Origin of the sequence: Vibrio sonorensis (genome assembly GCF_001854765.1) — a bacterium.
In the GTDB taxonomy this organism is placed as follows: Bacteria; Pseudomonadota; Gammaproteobacteria; order Enterobacterales; family Vibrionaceae; genus Vibrio; species Vibrio sonorensis.
The window spans coordinates 192,152-209,825 of sequence record NZ_LJJE01000002.1 but is presented as its reverse complement, the minus strand read 5'-3'; the positions used below and the strand labels follow the sequence as shown (position 1 = coordinate 209,825).

Genomic DNA, 17,674 nt, shown 5'->3' with positions numbered 1-17,674 from the left:
TAGTTGTGCTTAAAACGCAAACGGTTTGTATCTCAAAAAAGAGTCCATTTCATTCCCTAACGCAATCCATTTTTATTGGAGACTGCTTTTTAGGAAGCTAAAAACAAAAAAGCCCCGCAGCAATTTCTTGCTACGGGGCGATATTAAACGGCGTCTATATAATCTATCTCTACTTAATTAGAAAGATAGGAAGAAGCCAGCAATGGTTGCAGCCATCAAGTTAGATAGCGTACCAGCACACACTGCTTTAATACCCATACGCGCGATGTCGTGGCGACGCGCTGGCGCTAGGCCACCTAGACCACCAAGTAGGATCGCGATAGAAGAAAGGTTAGCGAAACCACAAAGTGCGAAAGCGATGATGCTTGAGTCTTCTCAGACATTACTTCGCCTGTTGCTGGAACAACTTGTGCAGCGTCACCAACGTAAGGTACGAAGTTTAGGTAAGCAACGAATTCGTTTACAACCAGTTTTTGACCGATGAAAGAACCCGCGAATGTAGCTTCAGCCCATGGCACACCAATTAGGAATGCTAGAGGTGCGAACAACCAACCTAGAATCAGTTCTAGAGTTAGGTTTTCCATACCGAACCAACCACCAACACCACCTAGGATACCGTTGATCAATGCGATTAGACCAACAAAGGCTAGTAGCATTGCACCAACGTTTAGAGCGAGTTGTAGACCAACAGACGCGCCGCCTGCTGCTGCATCGATTACGTTCGCTGGCTTGTCGTCGCCACCGTCGATATCAGCGTTAAGTTCTTCGTTTGGCTCATCAGTTTCTGGTTTGATGATTTTAGCGAATAGTAGACCACCAGGTGCCGCCATAAATGACGCAGCTACAAGGTACTCTAGAGGTACACCCATAGATGCGTAACCCGCTAGTACACCACCAGCAACAGAAGCTAGACCACCACACATTACAGCAAATAGCTCAGACTGAGTCATGCGAGGTACAAACGGACGAACCACTAGAGGTGCTTCTGTTTGACCAACGAAAATGTTAGCTGCTGCAGACATAGACTCGGCACGTGAAGTACCTAGTGCTTTTTGTAGGCCACCACCAAGAATCTTGATAACCCACTGCATGATACCTACGTAGTAAAGTACAGAGATAAGTGCAGAGAAGAAGATTAGTGTAGGTAGTACTTGGAAAGCGAAGATGAAACCGATCCCTTCAACAGAGAAGTTCACTAGGCTGCCAAATAGGAAACCAGTACCGTCTTTACCGTAGTCGATAACGTTTTGTACACCAGCTGAAAAACCAGCTAGAAGGTCACGACCCCATGGTACGTAAAGAACGAAACCACCGATTAAAAATTGGATAGCAAATGCGCCACCCACAGTTCGTAGATTGATAGCTTTGCGGTTATCTGACAGTAGTAATGCAATTCCAAGCAGTACTGCCATACCGATTAGGCTCATAAACAGGCTCATAGTTTATGACTTCCTTATATGTTATTTGTTGGCGTGTTACAAAAATGGAGCTCAAAAGCGAGGGCAATTATACGCAGCCCTCCTAATAGAAAGTAATGCCACCTTCACAGTTTCTTATAAGATTCATGTCTCATTCACTCAAAAGCGTGATCGGGATCAACATATTTTTAATATAGAATCATGAATCAAACATTTTATTTCGATTTTATTCACAAATATTCAGGGCGGAAAAGGCATTTTTCCAAACGTTTTCAGCAATCGTTTGCGTAGAGATTTTCTTGAGTTGTGTGAGTTCTAACAAGGTCTGTGTAAGGAAGTGTGGGCTGTTTATCTTGCCTTGTTGTCCATAAAGTGGCATGTCCGGGGCGTCCGTTTCCAGTACTAAGCTATCTATTGGCAACGACGCGATCGCCTGACGGGTTTTATTCGCTCTAGGATAAGTAATCACACCACCAACGCCTATGTAAAAGCCCATATCGACAAACTGCTTAGCCTGTTGGTAACTCCCCGAATAGCCGTGCAGTATTCCACCATTGGTGAAGCTGTGTTGCTTAATCAATTGCAAAAGTCGATTGTGGGCTTTTCGGCTGTGTAAAACCAAAGGCAATCCCAACTGCTTTGCCAGTAATAGCTGAGGTTCAAAAAAGGCTTCTTGGCGAGCTTGGTCAACATCTATCATCCAATCCAAACCGCACTCACCTACGCAACACAATGTTGGGCTTTTTGGTTTAATAAACGCTCCAATTGGATCAGATCGTCTAAGTGAGAAGAGGACAAAAAGTAGGGGTGACATCCTAATGCGGTATAGACGCCGTGTTGTGCATTTGCTAAACCAAACACTTTTTGCCAGTTTTGCTTGCCAATAGAGGGGACCAAAAAGCGTTCTACTCGCTTTTCTCTCGCCAACTGAAGATGCGCCTCAAGATCGGAGCCAAACACATCAAAATCAAGGTGGCAATGAGTATCAAAAAGGCGCATCTACTGCGCCTCTTTTTTAGTTTCTGGATCTTTGCGGTACGGGACGCAACTGCGTTTGTTTTCCGGTGTTAGCCCCATTGAAGCGCACCACGCATCATATTTAGCAATCCACTTTTTAAACCATGCAATCATGTTTTACCTGCTATCCAGTTATTTAAACCTGTTCTTCCCGTTTGAATACCAACTCTGTTGGAGTCGACTCTTGTTCGACAAAGTAATAACCAGCGGTATCAAACTTGGTCAGTTCGGCCACACTCTCAATTCGGTTTTCAATAATGTAGCGAGCCATCATTCCTCTCGCTTTTTTGGCATAAAAACTAATAACCTTATACTGCCCTTTCTTACAGTCTTTAAACACGGGCGTGATCACCTGCGCATCCAATGACTTGGGCTTTACCGCTTTAAAGTATTCGTTTGATGCTAGATTCACCAGCACATTATCCCCTTGTACGGCAATATCTTGGTTGAGCTTATCGGTAATAATATCACCCCAGAATTGATAGAGGTTAGTGCCTCGCTCATTGCTTAACTTTGTGCCCATTTCAAGACGGTAAGGCTGCATCAGATCTAAAGGCTTTAACAGCCCATATAGGCCGGATAACATGCGAAGATGCTGCTGAGCATACTCGAAATCCTGCTCAGAAAGCGTTTGGGCATCAAGGCCAGTATAAACATCCCCTTTAAAAGCGAGAATCGCTTGTCTAGCATTATCCGTGGTGAAGACTTCACTCCACTCTTCAAAACGAGCGACGTTTAAACTGGCGATTTTGTCACTCACCTTCATCAGGGAAGCAATATCGGCAGGCGTCAGTTTTCTACACTCTCGGATAAGAACCTTTGAATGCTCGACCAACTCTGGTTGAGTATAGGTATGAGTAGCTAGTGGCGACTCATAATCTAGTGTTTTAGCGGGTGATACGACAATCAACATGGCGATACTCTACTTTCTCTAAGGAATTATTCTTATATTAGTTAGCGACGGAGCTATCGATAAAAGCCTCTCAGTTGGCAATGTCTTAATAACTCGTCAAACCGTCACTTTTATATAGAGTACAAAAAAAGCCATGCAAAGTCTGCATGGCTTTCTGTATTACTTCAATCGTTAGAATCTATGATTACTTGTTCTTGGTATTATCCCAAATACCCTCTTCTAGCTGAGATTTCAGCTCAGGGAAATCATTTGAATCGAAGGTAGGAACCTTACCTTGTTTCAACTGCTTGTTGTAGTCTTTCGCCAGTTTAATAACGATGCCCGACAGAAGCAGAATCGCCACAAGGTTAACTATCGCCATCATACCCATAGACACGTCAGCCAAAGCCCAAACAACTGGAAGTGAAGCCATTGCACCAAACATCACCATTCCCAACACAATAATACGGAATAGACCCAAACCAGCTTTGTGGTTGTGCTCTAGGAAGATTAAGTTTGTTTCTGCATAAGAGTAGTTAGCAATAATAGAGGTAAAGGCGAAGAAGAAAATCGCTACCGCTACAAAGATACCACCCCACTCACCAACCTGAGAGCTCAAGGCGGATTGAGTTAGCTCAATACCCGTAATTTCGCCGTGAGGAACATACTCACCCGACATTAAAATAATCGCTACCGTTGCTGAACAGATCACAATCGTATCCGTGAAGACGCCCAACATTTGAACGTAACCCTGTGACACTGGGTGTGGTGGGTATGGTGTCGCTGATGCCGCGGCATTTGGTGCGGAACCCATACCTGCTTCGTTCGAGAACAGGCCGCGTTTGATACCGTTGATCATCGCTTGCGCAATAGCGTAACCAAGACCACCGGCAGCCGCTTCTTGCAGACCGAACGCACTCTTAAAGATCAAGCTCAGTACGTCTGGTAGTTTCTCTAGGTTAGTCAGCATAATAAACAGTGCTAATACTAGATAAGCTAACGCCATCACTGGAACAATCAGTTCTGCGGTACGAGCAATTCGCTTGATACCACCAAAAATAACTACTGCAGAGAGCAAAACAACACCGATACCAACGTACATTGGATCCCAGCCAAATGCGGCACCCATAGCACCAGCAATTGAGTTGGCTTGAACGGCGTTAAATACCAAACCAAAGGCGATAATCAAGAAAATTGAGAACAACACACCCATCCAGCGCATTCCCAAGCCTTTCTCCATGTAGTAAGCCGGACCACCGCGATAGTTGCCATCATCGTCTTTGGTTTTGTACAACTGCGCAAGGGTACTTTCGGCAAAGGAGGTCGCCATACCCAACATAGCGATTAGCCACATCCAAAAGATCGCACCAGGGCCACCAGCAGTCAGTGCGACCGCCACACCGGCCATGTTACCCGTACCAACACGAGCAGCAAGACTGGTACAAAGTGCTTGGAAAGAAGAAATGCCAGCCTTGTCTGCCTTACGGCTGTTTTTTAAAACTGAGAACATGTGGCCAAAGTGTCGGAACTGAATGAAACCCAGTCTTACAGTGAAATAAACTCCGACACCTACCAATAGGTAAACTAAGATCGATCCCCAAAGCAGATCGTTCATAAGATTAATTAAATCTGTCATAACATCCTCGTAGTGAGTTAGCGTCGGGATGTGCATCCTAGCCATCCGTCTTACTGCGCTACCGAGTGTCAATAATGCTCAGCTTATTATTGCAGTAAGGACAGGTAAAACCCGCTTAGCGCGTCCATTTTACTTTCCGACGTTTTTTTTGACGGGCGGATAATGCAGTCAAGACAGCAAAAAATCAATACGCACCCAAATGCACTAAAATGTTATTATTCACTATTAAGGAACATAAAATTAACACAAACATTAAATATCAAACTTAAAAGCCAGAACAATATTTTTAAAATAACGTAACATTTTGACAGCTTTATTTACTTACTGTTTTTTTTGTTCCACTTTTACTCTTATCCCTTGAACACTAAGGGATCGCAGTTAAGTCGAATCGATACCGATTTCTAGTGGCAATGTTAAAGAAGGTGAAAAGTTCTCCACTACCAAAAAACGGCATCTACTGCGCGAACCATTTCCATCTATTTAACATAAGCCCCCCTCAAATTTAATCGTTTTCGGGGGTTTGATCGCTCACTATTTAATCAGAGCTAACAAAAATTCTGTGAGCTGAAAGTAAAATTCTAAGAAAACCTTCACTGAAACGTAACAAATGAGAAACGAATCAAAGTTAAGCTCCTGCCAGAATGATATTAAAAAAGTTCCATCGTAGAGACATAAACAAAGAGGTGGCTTATGGAAGGCTTAAACAGTGAAGATTTGATGGATTTCGAACTACCTAAAATTCGCACTCGTGCAAAACCTGTAAAAAGGAAATGGAGAGAAATAGAAGCGATCAAAGACAGACAGCGCTTGCAAAAAGAGCTGCTAGACATGGGCATAGGACTTGATGATCTCGACGACATATCAATAAAAAGGCTCCTGATGGAGCCTTTTTATTGATATGTCGCCTGCGCTTTCTTAAACCATGTAATGACCGACAGTAAATGCTGTTCTCCATATACTCGAATAAACTGCTTTGTGTGCTCGTCGTTTTTGTCTTGTAAGGCATTAAGTCGCTGCTCAATATATTGCGGTGTTAAATCAACGCCACAATCGGTCACAATACAGTGTTTCCACTCTTCATAAGTCGTTGGGATAGCCGGATTCGCCATTTATCTTCTCACCAATAGTCATTTATTATTGGTACGTTATAACATAACGGTTTATATAAACAACTGATTGTCAGAGTTGATAAAAGAAAAAGGCGCACTACAAGAGCCACGCCTTTCGTACATCCAAACAGAATGTTTTGGTTTATACACACTCTCCACGGCTGGCATTAACGCGCTTGGCTAGTAGTTTGTATTGCTCTGCAATCGTGTCGCCAAAAACGGGATCATCTTCATTCACTGACCAGCGACTTTCCACTTCTTGCCAGTCATTAGTAGTAAAGCTTTTATTAATAAGGGGGAGTATGGATTGCTCTTCCATATCTAGGTGCCGCTTTTGAGTCAAAATAAACTCTTCAAGCTGTGCGATAAAGATATGCTGCGGAACAATGGCATCTTGCAAGATCATGTCCACGGTATCCAAAAACGCATGTGTAGATTGAGATAGATGTACATGATCCTCTTCGAGGTTTTCAATCTGCTCGTGGTGACCGTATTTCTCTATATAGTACTCATAAAGGATGTCTTCTTTAGGGTGATGTACTTTTTCAGAGTGATTCGCTAAATAGTCAACAACCTCTCGAATCAAGTTGTAGTTGATTTCCCGCTCGTTCTTAAGGCAGTTCAACTTCTCGCGAAGTATTGCTAGTAGGCGCACCATGTATCCATGTTCGCGCCTTATTCTTTCGACCATCATAGTGTCTCTCCTTAACACCTACTTTTATTAAGTGTATTAGAGAGGGGGGTTTTCTGCTTTGATTTCGGTCGAAAAATGAGCAACTAGGCACTTACCTCATGTGGAAGATGCCAGTCTATTGGTTTTTTTCCTTGTTGCTCAAGGAGCTCATTGGCTTTAGAAAAATGCTGGCAACCAAAAAAACCGCGATGAGCGGATAGCGGTGAAGGGTGCGGGGCAGTCAAAACGCAATGGCGTTCTCTATTAACAATTTTTCCTTTCTTTTGAGCATGAGCTCCCCAAAGTAAGAAAATAATCCCCTCATTATTTTCATTTAGCGCGGCGATAATTTTATCGGTAAAAGCCTCCCATCCGGTTTTAGAATGCGAGTGCGCTTTACCTTGCTCTACCGTCAATACTGTATTAAGCAACAGAACACCTTGCTTTGCCCACGATTGCAGATAACCGTGACTAGGTATTTGAAAGCCCTCTATATCGGCGGCCAACTCTTTGTACATATTCGCCAAAGAAGGAGGCGTTTTGATACCGGGCAGAACCGAAAAACAGAGACCGTGGGCTTGATTGGGGCCGTGGTAAGGATCTTGCCCCAGTATAACCACCTTTACATCCTGAAACTCGGTAGCACTAAAGGCATTAAAAACGTCATTGGCGGGTGGAAAGATCACTTTGCCTGATTGTCTTTCTTTCTCGACAAATTCCATTGTTTGGCGAAAGTAATCTTGCTCTTTTTCTTTGCCAATTACATCGTGCCAAGTTAACTGAGTCATACCTACTAGCCCTTTGAGAGTCATTACAGAGCGTATTGTCTCAAAAAACTCTCAAGGGGCAAGGGGTTAGCTATTATTCTGTGGAATGCGATAATGACCGCGACCGGTAATATGGCGGTTTGGAGCTGGTAATCGCGCTGGCTTAACTGATGGGGTATATCGGGTATAAGGCATGGCATCCTCCTTTTCTATTCAACAAAGCATATGAAAGAAAGATGCCAATTCGACACTCGCAAGAATTAACGCCCTGAATTAAGGTGAAATTTTCTTAACTGCTGAATTTCTTCATTCCATATTTCTGGGTTAATCGTCTCTAAAATCAGAGGGATACCATTAAACCTGTCATCTTTGGCAATATACTCGAAGCAGTTCCAACCAATTTCCCCCTCACCTAATGAATGATGACGATCCACCTTGCCACCCAATTCTATTTTTGAATCATTAAGATGCATTGCTCTTAAATAGTGCATCCCCACCACAGAGTCGAATTCAGCAAAGGTGTGTTCACACGCATCAAAAGTTCTAAGGTCATAACCGGCGGCAAAAGTGTGGCAAGTATCGATACATACGCCAACGCGACTCTTGTCGTCCACTTGATCAATGATTTCGGCAATATGCTCAAACTTCCACCCCAGATTCGTCCCCTGCCCTGCGGTATTCTCAATAACGGCAACCACATCGGGTACTTCACTTATTGCAAAGTTGATGGATTCTGCAATACGGGATAAACACTCTTTTTCAGAGAGCGCTTTTAAATGGCTACCGGGATGGAAGTTTAAAAGCTGAAGTCCCAATTGTTTACACCGTTCCATTTCATCGACAAAGGCCAAGCGCGATTTTTCTAACTTTTCACTATCTGGCGCACCTAAGTTGATTAAGTAAGAGTCGTGCGGAAGAATACTTTTCGGTCCAAATCCATAGTTTTTGCACTGTTTGATAAAGGATTCAATCATTGCAGGCTCAAGATCTTTGGCTTTCCACTGTCGCTGGTTTTTAGTGAACAAAGCAAAGGCATTGGCACCGATTTCGGCTGCTCGCTCAGGGGCTTTATCTACACCACCAGCAGCGGAAACATGAGCACCTATCAGCTTTTCCATATTGGGCTTTTTTAATTCTGTCATTTAATCACTTTACTCTTTCAAATTGACGCTTAATCCCCTTTAAAAACCTTGTCGAAGGCCACAAAAAACCAAATTATGTAGTAAATTTACAACAAAAACAGCATTAAACTATTTTTTAGTTTATAAAATTTATTGTAATTGTACTGTTTTTAAAGGTTTTATTGATTAAGAACAAAAAATAAACCCTACACCAATTAATGTTTTTGGTTGTTTTTTGACTTAAATCAATATTATAATCATGGTTATGCGCTATATAATACACAGCTCAATAAAATTCGGAAATTAACACCAATTACACCACTTAACGTGGACTAAGGAGATAGTGATGATCCAAGGTATCCAAATTACTAAAGCAGCCAATGATGAACTACTAAACTCAATCTGGCTACTAGACAGTGAAAAGAACGAAGCGCGTTGTGTTGCTGCAAACTCAGGCTACGAGTCTGACCAAGTTGTTGCCATCAACGACCTAGGCGAATACGAAAGTCGCGAAGTTGCTATTGAAACCGCTCCACGTATCGAAGGTGGTCAACACCTAAACGTTAACGTACTTAAGCGTGAAACACTGGAAGATGCTGTCGCTCACCCTGAGAACTACCCACAGCTAACGATTCGTGTTTCTGGCTACGCTGTTCGCTTTAACTCTCTAACTCCAGAGCAACAACGCGACGTTATCGCTCGTACTTTTACAGAGTCTCTATAAAGCTAACTCATCAAAAATTTTTAGAAACGGCGCTATTTTAGCGCCGTTTTTTTTCGCCCTAAATCTAAGATCCGGATCCCATCGCCTGCTTGCTCTAGCACATTAATAAAGTTTTTTTGTTTACTTAATCAAATTAAGCTTTATATTAATAAACAAATAACTTTACTAAACAAGTAAGACAGGATGAGTTCTATCGACAGTCTGAACCACCGACCTCTTACCAAAAAGTTAATTTTTCACCGAATTGCAGTGATCTTCTGAGTTATCACGCCGATCGTTAATCTTGATCGTTCAAAAGCTAACACTCATAGGGGCGCTGGTATTTAAGAAAGGTGATTACCTCAACCTCATTACAAGTAAACAGTCAAAATAAGACTGATGGAGGAGCAAAAATGAAAACCTATGTCGAACACGCCAACTTAACCGTCGTCAATCTAGATAGAACTGTCGATTTTTTGCAAACAGCCCTACCTGATTTTTTTGTCAGACACCAAGGCGAAAACAGTAAAAGGTGGTGCCATATTGGTACCGATGATACCTATTTAGCTTTGCAGGAGATCGAGCCTCGCCAATTGGAACACGTAAAGCGCACACCTTACTTTGATACTGGAATCAACCATATCGGCTTAGTCGTAGAAAATGCCAAAGACGTTGAGAGACGTCTTACAGAAGCTGGCTATCAGCAAAACGGGTCAGCGGCAAACGAACTCGCCCGTATTCGCGTTTACTTCTATGACCGCGACGGCATTGAATGGGAATTTATTCAATACACCAGCCAAGATTCGGCATCTCGCAATGACTACCAACACTAGGAAAACACAATGAAAACAGTCGGTATTGTTTATTACTCAAAAAATGGCGCCACGGAAACCATAGCCCAATATATTGCAGAAGGAGCTCAGTCTGAAGGGGCTAAGGTTGTCGCTGTTGCGATTAAAGAAGAAGACATCCATGGCGGCCGTTACACTAACGAAGCGAGCTTTGATCAGTTAGCGCAATGCGACGCCATTCTGTTTGGAAGTCCAACTTATATGGGAAGTGCCAGTGCCCAATTCAAATCCTTTATGGATAAATCCAGCGATGCTTATGTGGAAAGAATGTGGGATGGAAAGTTAGCAGCTGGCTTTACTACTGGAGGCAGTATTAATGGTGAGCAACAACAGACTTTGCTTTCTTTCTTTACCTTGGCATGTCAACACGGAATGGTTTGGGCTGGCCTTAACTCTTCACAATTTACAGACCAACGCAAACTCAACAGAACCGGTTCAAGTATAGGTTTAGTCGCCAGCCCTGAAAACGATCAAATCCACCCCAACGACCTTCAAACTGCCACCTACTTTGGCCAGAGGATCGCTCGTTTAATGACTGAGGAGAAAGACGATGACTAAGCAATTTTTAGACTATCTGATCCGGTGTAACATTGCTTTGCAATATTACTTAGCTTTGCGCAGATGCAACAATGTAGCAGACGAACTCAAGCGAGCTCGACACCTATTGCCCATGAGATTAGCTCACGATCTAAATCTACATGATGTCGACTACGCTGCGAATCAATGCCAACAAAAGGCTCAGTTCGAAAAAAGGCGTAATTTAAAGCTATTAATTCAAGTACGTCAGTCGTACTGCTTTGCATGTGACCGCAATTAGCTAGCTTGTGGTTGCTTTTTGGCTGGGTTAGAGTGAGTTAAACCATTCCTAACTTTCATAGATAAGATGCTACTAGAAGGGATCGAAACCTTACTGGTATTGAGCAAGGCTAAAACCATGAGTAAAACGGGTAGCTTGCTATATATCAGCCAATCAGCAGTGAGCAAACGCATTGCCAACCTTGAAAAGAAGTTGGGAAAAAAACTGATTGCTCCCGATGGTCGCCATATCAAGTTAACGCCAGAAGCCGTCGACTTAATCAATAATGTCGGTCCTGCGTTCAACGAGTTAAGGGGACTTATCTTTGAACAGCAATCTCTAGCGGACTGCTCTTTAATACGAATGGATTGTTCCGAGACACTGGTTGCTGGTTACTTAAGCCTGTTTATCAGTGATTACTTAACGGTCGATCGCCATATTACGATTACCACCAATCACACACCTCGTATTGTAGAGCATGTTCAATCCGGTAAAGCCATGTTGGGTCTTTGCGCAGGTCACCTTCCACCCCATCACGGTTTAATGACGTTTCACCTTGCGGACGAACCTCTTTACGTGGTCAGTAAATCACCATTACTAGCCCTTCCAGACAAAGTGCTAACTAACGATCTCAATAACTCGGCGAATACCTATCAAATCGCAATCCTATCTAAACTTGGCATCGAACCAATGATGGAAATGGACTCCTACACCGCAACTGCACAATTAGCGCTATGCGGTGTCGCGCCAGCACTAGTACCACTATCGATCGTAAAAACACTGGCTATAGAAGAGAAATACTGTTTTCACTTTGCAGAGTTAGAGCCCTTATATCGTCCTATTCATATCTGTTTACGCCCCAACAGCTACCAAATTGACAGAGTTAAAAAGCTGATTGAAGCCATTGAGAGTGCTGTTGCCAAAGCAGTTTTGCTGCCATCAGCATAGACATTACAATCACTAGAGGGCGGATATATTTTTGCCCTTTTCCTATCACAGCTTTTGCCCCTAATCTCGCACCAATAAAACCACCAATCGCCATGACTAACCCCAACTCCCATACCGGTAACCCCGCTATGATAAAGAACAGTAATGCGGCGATATTGGAGGTAAAATTAAGCACTTTTGTCCTTGCCGTCGCATCGACTAAGCTAAAGTGACCAATAGCCACAAAACAGACGGTAAATATCGAGCCCGTACCTGGGCCAAAAAAACCATCATAAAAACCAACGCCCCCACCAACACTAAAAGCAAACATAGCCTCGGATAACTTAGGTTTTCCCGAGTGCGGCTTAGTGCTTGGCGCCAGTAGAAAATAGAGTGAGATAGCTATCAACAGTATGGGAATTAAGCTGGTTAGTATACTGGCATCGATGTATTGAACCGCTTCCGCCCCTATCGCAGCGCCGACAAAAGTGCACAAAATGGCGACGCGCATTTCTTTAAAACTCACCACTCCACGGCGGATAAAATACCAACTGGCTGAAAAGCTACCAAATGAACTTTGCAGCTTGTTGGTAGCGAGTGCTTGAGTTGGCGATACCCCTGCCGCTAATAACGCAGGCAATGTGATCAGTCCACCACCACCGGCCATTGCATCAATAAAACCAGCCGCCGTGGCTACGAAAAAAAGAGTGATCAATATTTCTATGGTGACTTCCATATTTTCCTGTCGTTGTACGTGTTACATAGATTTAAAATACCATGCAAACTTTCAACAGGTTAGCGAAAGGCCGGATTTTAATCTATTCCAATTTTTCATCAGTAAAAATCCATAAAAAAGCCCGCTATATATAGCGGGCAATGAGGTTGTCTTGTAAGCCGACTGCGGCTCACTAATTTTTATCTATTAAGACAAGCTTTCTTTCACTTTAGCGTGTAGCTCTTGGACAGAAGTTACCGACGCACAAGCATCAGAACTATGAGCCATACAAGCAGCGAAAGCGGCATTGAGTGTAGTGGTGTAGTTTACTTTTTCACCCAGTGCTCCACGACGAAGAACTTTAGAGTCTTCAATCGCTTGACGTCCAGCGGCAGTGTTGATGATGTAGGTGTACTCATTGTTCTTAATACGGTCAAGAATATGAGGACGACCTTCGTGTACCTTGTTCACTAGGCGAGGGTTAATTCCCGCTTCGCCAAGAATAACCGCTGTACCGTGAGTCGCATCAAGTTGGTAACCCAGTTTGGTCAGCTTAGATGCTAGGTCAACAACGCGCTGCTTATCGCCATCGCGAACAGAAAGAAGCGCACGTCCACCTTCAGGGTAAACCTTGCCACAACCTAGCTCAGCTTTAGCGTAAGCTTCTGCAAACGTTGCACCAACACCCATAACTTCGCCCGTTGAGCGCATCTCAGGGCCAAGTAGTGGATCAACACCTGGGAACTTGTTAAATGGCAGCACCACTTCTTTCACTGAGTAGTAAGGAGGGATGATCTCTTTAGTGAAGCCCTGAGCTTCAAGAGATTGACCAGCCATAACTCGTGCAGCAATTTTTGCCAGTGGCGCACCCGTTGCTTTAGAAACAAACGGTACTGTACGCGCAGCACGTGGGTTTACTTCGATGAGGTAAACTTCGTTGTCTTTCACTGCAAACTGAGTGTTCATCAGGCCGCGAACACCTAGTTCAAAGGCTAGTTTTTCAACTTGCTCGCGCATCTTGTCTTGGATTTCTTGGCTTAGCGTGTAAGCAGGAAGTGAACAGGCAGAGTCACCAGAGTGAACACCAGCTTGCTCGATGTGCTCCATGATACCGCCAATGACTACGCGCTCACCGTCACAGATCGCATCGATATCCACTTCGGTTGCGTCGTCTAGGAAACGATCCAGCAGAACTGGTGATTCGTTTGATACGCTGACTGCTTCGTTGAAGTAACGGCGCAGGTCTGCTTCGTCATAAACGATTTCCATCGCACGACCGCCCAGTACGTATGATGGACGTACAACAAGAGGGAAACCGATCTCTTTCGACTTTTCAACCGCTTGGTCCATAGTAGTTACGGTCGCGTTTTCTGGTTGTAGAAGTCCCAAACGGTCAACAGCAACTTGGAAACGCTCACGGTCTTCTGCACGGTCAATTGCGTCAGGGCTAGTACCGATAATTGGCACGCCAGCCGCTTCTAGAGCACGAGCCAGTTTTAGTGGCGTTTGACCACCGTACTGAACGATAACGCCCTTTGGCTTCTCTACGCGAACAATCGACAATACATCTTCCAGCGTAACTGGTTCGAAGTAGAGACGATCAGATGTGTCGTAGTCAGTTGATACTGTTTCAGGGTTACAGTTAACCATGATAGTTTCAAAACCATCTTCACGCAGAGCAAGAGATGCGTGAACACAACAGTAGTCGAACTCGATACCTTGACCGATACGGTTTGGACCACCGCCCAGAACCATGATCTTATCTTTGTCTGTTGGTTGAGCTTCACACTCTTCATCGTAAGATGAGTACATGTAAGCAGTATCAGAAGAGAACTCAGCCGCACAAGTATCCACGCGCTTATACACTGGGTGGATATCGTACTGATCGCGCAGACGGCGAATTTCGCTTTCTGAAACACCAAGCAGCGTAGATAGACGTGCATCAGAGAAACCTTTGCGCTTCATCTTGTAAAGAACGTCTTGAGTCAGGCCAGCAAAACCACCCGCTTTTACCTGCTCTTCTAGTTTTACTAGCTCTTCAATTTGAACTAGGAACCAGCGATCAATCGCTGTCAGGTTAAATACACCATCGACAGATAGGCCAGCACGGAATGCATCTGCTACGTACCAAATTCGCTCGGCGCCCGCTTCTTTAAGCTCGTGACGGATTTTTGATAGTGCGTCTGGCGAATCCAGATCGACCATTTCATCAAAACCGTTCACGCCAACTTCTAGACCGCGAAGGGCTTTTTGAAGTGATTCTTGTTGGTTACGACCAATGGCCATTACCTCACCTACCGACTTCATCTGAGTGGTTAAACGGTCATTGGCACCGGCAAACTTTTCAAAGTTGAAGCGAGGGATCTTAGTCACAACGTAGTCAATCGTTGGTTCGAATGACGCTGGTGTTGCACCGCCAGTGATGTCGTTCTGAAGCTCATCAAGAGTAAAGCCTACCGCTAGCTTGGCCGCGATTTTTGCAATCGGGAAACCCGTCGCTTTTGAAGCCAATGCTGAAGAGCGAGATACGCGTGGGTTCATCTCGATGATAACCATACGGCCATCTTTCGGGTTGATACCAAACTGAACGTTTGAACCACCTGTTTCCACGCCGATTTCACGCAGTACAGCTAGCGATGCGTTACGCATTAGCTGGTACTCTTTATCGGTTAGCGTCTGTGCTGGCGCTACCGTGATTGAGTCACCGGTGTGAATACCCATTGGGTCAAAGTTTTCGATTGAACATACGATGATACAGTTGTCCGCTTTATCGCGAACCACTTCCATTTCGTACTCTTTCCAACCAATCAAAGATTCGTCGATAAGTAGCTCGTTGGTCGGAGACAGATCCAGACCACGACGACAAATCTCTTCAAATTCTTCTTTGTTGTAAGCGATACCACCGCCCGTACCACCCATAGTGAATGAAGGACGGATGATGCATGGGAAGCCAACCATATCGAGGACTTTGTAAGCTTCTTCCATGCTTTTTGCAGTATCGGCACGAGGACACTCTAAGCCGATAGACTTCATTGCTTTATCAAAGCGCGAACGGTCTTCTGCTTTATCAATCGCATCCGCTGTTGCGCCGATCATCTCTACGCCGAACTCGGCAAGAACACCGTGTTTTTCTAGGTCTAGTGCACAGTTAAGTGCTGTTTGACCACCCATGGTAGGCAGAACCGCATCTGGGCGCTCTTTTTCGATGATTTTACGGACAACTTCCCACTGAATTGGCTCGATGTAAGTTGCATCAGCCATTTCTGGGTCAGTCATGATGGTTGCAGGGTTAGAGTTAACCAGAATTACTCGGTATCCCTCTTCACGCAGTGCTTTACATGCTTGTGCGCCAGAGTAGTCAAACTCACAAGCCTGACCGATAACAATCGGGCCAGCACCTAGAATAAGAATACTTTGAATGTCAGTACGTTTTGGCATTGTCTACTACTCCGAATTAAGCGCTGTGTTGTTTAATCAATTCAATAAAGTGGTCGAAAAGCGGTGCCGCATCATGTGGACCTGGGCTTGCTTCAGGGTGACCTTGGAAGCTAAACGCGGGCTTGTCAGTGCGGTGAATGCCTTGCAAAGAACCGTCAAATAGAGAAACGTGAGTTGCACGTAGGTTCTCTGGCAGTGTTGCTTCGTCAGCGGCAAAGCCGTGGTTCTGAGACGTAATCATCACTACATTGCGGTCTAGGTCTTTAACCGGGTGGTTAGCACCGTGGTGACCAAACTTCATTTTTACGGTTTGCGCACCTGAAGCCAAAGCTAGGATTTGGTGACCTAAACAGATACCAAAAATAGGCAGACCTTTATCAAGGAAGGTTTTAGTCGCTGCGATAGCGTAATCACACGGTTCTGGGTCACCAGGGCCATTCGATAGGAAAACGCCGTCAGGGTTCAGTGCCAACACTTCTTCTGCAGGAGTCTGCGCTGGAACCACTGTCAAACGACAGCCGCGGTCCACTAACATGCGTAGGATGTTGCGCTTAGCACCAAAGTCATACGCTACAACGTGGTATGGTAGTTCACCGTCTTCTTTCGCTTCTGGCAAACCGCCTTCTAGGGTCCAAGACCCCTGCTTCCATGGGTAAGCTTCTTTTGTGCTCACAACCTTCGCTAAATCCATGCCTTTTAGGCCAGGGAACTCTTTCGCCTTCTCTAGAGCTAGCGCTTCGTCCAAATTATCGCCTGCCATAATGCAACCATTCTGTGCACCTTTCTCACGCAGAATTCGAGTCAGCTTACGCGTATCGATGTCAGCAATACCGACGATATTTTGCGATTTGAGGTAATCAGAAAGAGATTGTTCATTACGGAAGTTAGAAGCGATAAGAGGAAGATCGCGAATCACAAGGCCTTGTGCGTGAATTGAAGAGGATTCTTCATCTTCGGAAGTAGTTCCGGTATTGCCTATGTGAGGATATGTGAGAGTGACGATTTGTTGAGAATAGGAAGGATCAGTGAGGATTTCTTGGTACCCCGTCATCGAGGTATTAAAAACGACTTCACCAACGGATGAACCATCTGCTCCAATGGAAACACCGTGGAACACTGTCCCATCTTCTAGGACTAACAGTGCTGATTTACTCAAGACAACCTCCAGAATAAAAATGCAAAAATAATAAATTAAACTGCAAATCTGCCTTCCTTTATACCATAGATATGCGTATTCAGGGAATCCAGATAAATTGGCGGTATTCTAATGATGCCTGTGACGTGTGTCAACAATGAGGACAAAATAAATTTTAGTTTTCCGCCCACTTTCACCAAATCCAGCGACAAGAGCTTAAAAAAACAAGTTTTATCGTTTTTTTAAGCGGAAAATCGCCGATCTTTTAAAAAATTCATTTTATCCATTGAAAATCCATTGCCAAATTTGAAGCAAAATTTGCGCAAACGATAATCATCGATTTTTAACTACAAAAACAAGCCAATTAACACGCACAACCCCTGAAAGCCTCAAAAATCCAACTTTAAACCATTAAAAAAGGCCTAATTACAAAGAATAATTTTCATAATCCGATTCTCAAACCTTGATAAATCAAG

The 17,674-nt window shown here is 44.1% G+C and carries 16 protein-coding genes and 2 pseudogenes; 6 read left to right on the top strand and 12 right to left on the bottom strand.

Annotation, left to right across the window (positions count from 1 at the left end; all coding sequences use genetic code 11):
• Positions 1–177 precede the first annotated feature (177 nt).
• The 5 genes and pseudogenes from BLO31_RS00985 to BLO31_RS00970 form a co-directional block, all read right to left on the bottom strand.
• A pseudogene (locus tag BLO31_RS00985) lies at positions 178–1,439 on the bottom strand (NupC/NupG family nucleoside CNT transporter).
• A 205-nt stretch (positions 1,440–1,644) separates the two neighbouring features.
• Positions 1,645–2,417 (bottom strand): annotated as a pseudogene (locus BLO31_RS00980) (TatD family hydrolase).
• Positions 2,418–2,549, bottom strand: coding sequence for a DUF5363 family protein (locus BLO31_RS23680; protein ID WP_175443150.1), 132 nt, complete (start codon positions 2,547–2,549; stop codon positions 2,418–2,420). It lies immediately after the preceding pseudogene.
• Between the two features lie 22 nt (positions 2,550–2,571).
• Positions 2,572–3,348: a peroxide stress protein YaaA gene (gene yaaA, locus BLO31_RS00975; RefSeq protein WP_070962470.1), complete on the bottom strand. Its 777-nt coding sequence runs from the start codon at positions 3,346–3,348 to the stop codon at positions 2,572–2,574.
• Positions 3,349–3,532: 184 nt separating this feature from the next.
• Entirely contained in the window at positions 3,533–4,963 is a 1,431-nt protein-coding gene (locus BLO31_RS00970; protein WP_070962621.1) for an alanine/glycine:cation symporter family protein, read from the bottom strand.
• 690 nt (positions 4,964–5,653) lie between these two features.
• On the opposite strand from BLO31_RS00970, the gene BLO31_RS00965 reads away from it, so the two are divergent.
• Entirely contained in the window at positions 5,654–5,860 is a 207-nt protein-coding gene (locus tag BLO31_RS00965) for a DUF3545 family protein (protein ID WP_070962468.1), read from the top strand.
• Here the strand turns inward: BLO31_RS00965 and BLO31_RS00960 are convergent.
• The 4 genes from BLO31_RS00960 to nfo all read right to left on the bottom strand — a co-directional run bounded on the left by BLO31_RS00960 (position 5,854) and on the right by nfo (position 8,654).
• Positions 5,854–6,072 (bottom strand): hypothetical protein, encoded by a 219-nt coding sequence (locus BLO31_RS00960; RefSeq protein WP_070962466.1) that lies wholly within the window; start codon positions 6,070–6,072, stop codon positions 5,854–5,856. The two genes, BLO31_RS00965 and BLO31_RS00960, sit on opposite strands and share 7 nt — an antisense overlap.
• 142 nt (positions 6,073–6,214) lie before the next feature.
• Positions 6,215–6,766, bottom strand: coding sequence for a hemerythrin domain-containing protein (locus BLO31_RS00955; RefSeq protein ID WP_070962464.1), 552 nt, complete (start codon positions 6,764–6,766; stop codon positions 6,215–6,217).
• Between the two features lie 83 nt (positions 6,767–6,849).
• The gene (gene ung / locus BLO31_RS00950) at positions 6,850–7,533 is read right to left on the bottom strand and encodes a uracil-DNA glycosylase (protein ID WP_070962620.1); all 684 of its coding nucleotides are present in this window, start codon (positions 7,531–7,533) and stop codon (positions 6,850–6,852) included.
• A gap of 239 nt (positions 7,534–7,772) precedes the next feature.
• On the bottom strand, positions 7,773–8,654 hold the full coding sequence (nfo, locus tag BLO31_RS00945) for a deoxyribonuclease IV (RefSeq protein ID WP_070962462.1): 882 nt from the start codon (positions 8,652–8,654) through the stop codon (positions 7,773–7,775).
• A 325-nt stretch (positions 8,655–8,979) separates the two neighbouring features.
• On the opposite strand from nfo, the gene grcA reads away from it, so the two are divergent.
• The 5 genes from grcA to BLO31_RS00920 all read left to right on the top strand — a co-directional run bounded on the left by grcA (position 8,980) and on the right by BLO31_RS00920 (position 11,931).
• A complete protein-coding gene (gene grcA, locus BLO31_RS00940; protein ID WP_070962460.1) occupies positions 8,980–9,357 on the top strand; it encodes an autonomous glycyl radical cofactor GrcA in 378 nt (125 codons plus the stop codon).
• A gap of 392 nt (positions 9,358–9,749) precedes the next feature.
• On the top strand, positions 9,750–10,169 hold the full coding sequence (locus BLO31_RS00935; protein WP_070962458.1) for a VOC family protein: 420 nt from the start codon (positions 9,750–9,752) through the stop codon (positions 10,167–10,169).
• Positions 10,170–10,178: 9 nt separating this feature from the next.
• Entirely contained in the window at positions 10,179–10,745 is a 567-nt protein-coding gene (locus BLO31_RS00930; RefSeq protein ID WP_070962456.1) for a flavodoxin family protein, read from the top strand.
• The gene (locus tag BLO31_RS00925) at positions 10,738–11,004 is read left to right on the top strand and encodes a hypothetical protein (RefSeq protein WP_070962454.1); all 267 of its coding nucleotides are present in this window, start codon (positions 10,738–10,740) and stop codon (positions 11,002–11,004) included. Before BLO31_RS00930 ends, BLO31_RS00925 begins: the two co-directional genes overlap by 8 nt.
• A gap of 66 nt (positions 11,005–11,070) precedes the next feature.
• The gene (locus tag BLO31_RS00920) at positions 11,071–11,931 is read left to right on the top strand and encodes a LysR family transcriptional regulator (RefSeq protein ID WP_070962452.1); all 861 of its coding nucleotides are present in this window, start codon (positions 11,071–11,073) and stop codon (positions 11,929–11,931) included.
• Here the strand turns inward: BLO31_RS00920 and BLO31_RS00915 are convergent.
• From BLO31_RS00915 to carA, 3 genes are all read right to left on the bottom strand, one after another.
• Positions 11,867–12,646: a TSUP family transporter gene (locus BLO31_RS00915; RefSeq protein WP_070962450.1), complete on the bottom strand. Its 780-nt coding sequence runs from the start codon at positions 12,644–12,646 to the stop codon at positions 11,867–11,869. The genes BLO31_RS00920 and BLO31_RS00915 overlap by 65 nt on opposite strands.
• Before the next feature lie 186 nt (positions 12,647–12,832).
• Positions 12,833–16,063: a carbamoyl-phosphate synthase large subunit gene (carB, locus tag BLO31_RS00910; protein ID WP_070962448.1), complete on the bottom strand. Its 3,231-nt coding sequence runs from the start codon at positions 16,061–16,063 to the stop codon at positions 12,833–12,835.
• Between the two features lie 16 nt (positions 16,064–16,079).
• A complete protein-coding gene (gene carA, locus BLO31_RS00905; protein ID WP_070962446.1) occupies positions 16,080–17,219 on the bottom strand; it encodes a glutamine-hydrolyzing carbamoyl-phosphate synthase small subunit in 1,140 nt (379 codons plus the stop codon).
• Between the last annotated feature and the right edge of the window lie 455 nt (positions 17,220–17,674).

Excerpts from the sequence above, each read along its gene's own strand:
- nfo (WP_070962462.1), bottom strand. The coding sequence starts at position 8,654 with ATGACAGAATTAAAAAAGCCCAATATGGAAAAGCTGATAGGTGCTCAT.
- yaaA (WP_070962470.1), bottom strand. The coding sequence starts at position 3,348 with ATGTTGATTGTCGTATCACCCGCTAAAACACTAGATTATGAGTCGCCA.
- ung (WP_070962620.1), bottom strand. The coding sequence starts at position 7,533 with ATGACTCAGTTAACTTGGCACGATGTAATTGGCAAAGAAAAAGAGCAA.
- BLO31_RS00920 (WP_070962452.1), top strand. The coding sequence starts at position 11,071 with ATGCTACTAGAAGGGATCGAAACCTTACTGGTATTGAGCAAGGCTAAA.
- BLO31_RS00970 (WP_070962621.1), bottom strand. The coding sequence starts at position 4,963 with ATGACAGATTTAATTAATCTTATGAACGATCTGCTTTGGGGATCGATC.
- BLO31_RS00935 (WP_070962458.1), top strand. The coding sequence starts at position 9,750 with ATGAAAACCTATGTCGAACACGCCAACTTAACCGTCGTCAATCTAGAT.
- carB (WP_070962448.1), bottom strand. The coding sequence starts at position 16,063 with ATGCCAAAACGTACTGACATTCAAAGTATTCTTATTCTAGGTGCTGGC.
- BLO31_RS00925 (WP_070962454.1), top strand. The coding sequence starts at position 10,738 with ATGACTAAGCAATTTTTAGACTATCTGATCCGGTGTAACATTGCTTTG.
- BLO31_RS00930 (WP_070962456.1), top strand. The coding sequence starts at position 10,179 with ATGAAAACAGTCGGTATTGTTTATTACTCAAAAAATGGCGCCACGGAA.
- BLO31_RS00915 (WP_070962450.1), bottom strand. The coding sequence starts at position 12,646 with ATGGAAGTCACCATAGAAATATTGATCACTCTTTTTTTCGTAGCCACG.
- grcA (WP_070962460.1), top strand. The coding sequence starts at position 8,980 with ATGATCCAAGGTATCCAAATTACTAAAGCAGCCAATGATGAACTACTA.
- BLO31_RS23680 (WP_175443150.1), bottom strand. The coding sequence starts at position 2,549 with ATGATTGCATGGTTTAAAAAGTGGATTGCTAAATATGATGCGTGGTGC.
- BLO31_RS00955 (WP_070962464.1), bottom strand. The coding sequence starts at position 6,766 with ATGATGGTCGAAAGAATAAGGCGCGAACATGGATACATGGTGCGCCTA.
- BLO31_RS00960 (WP_070962466.1), bottom strand. The coding sequence starts at position 6,072 with ATGGCGAATCCGGCTATCCCAACGACTTATGAAGAGTGGAAACACTGT.
- BLO31_RS00965 (WP_070962468.1), top strand. The coding sequence starts at position 5,654 with ATGGAAGGCTTAAACAGTGAAGATTTGATGGATTTCGAACTACCTAAA.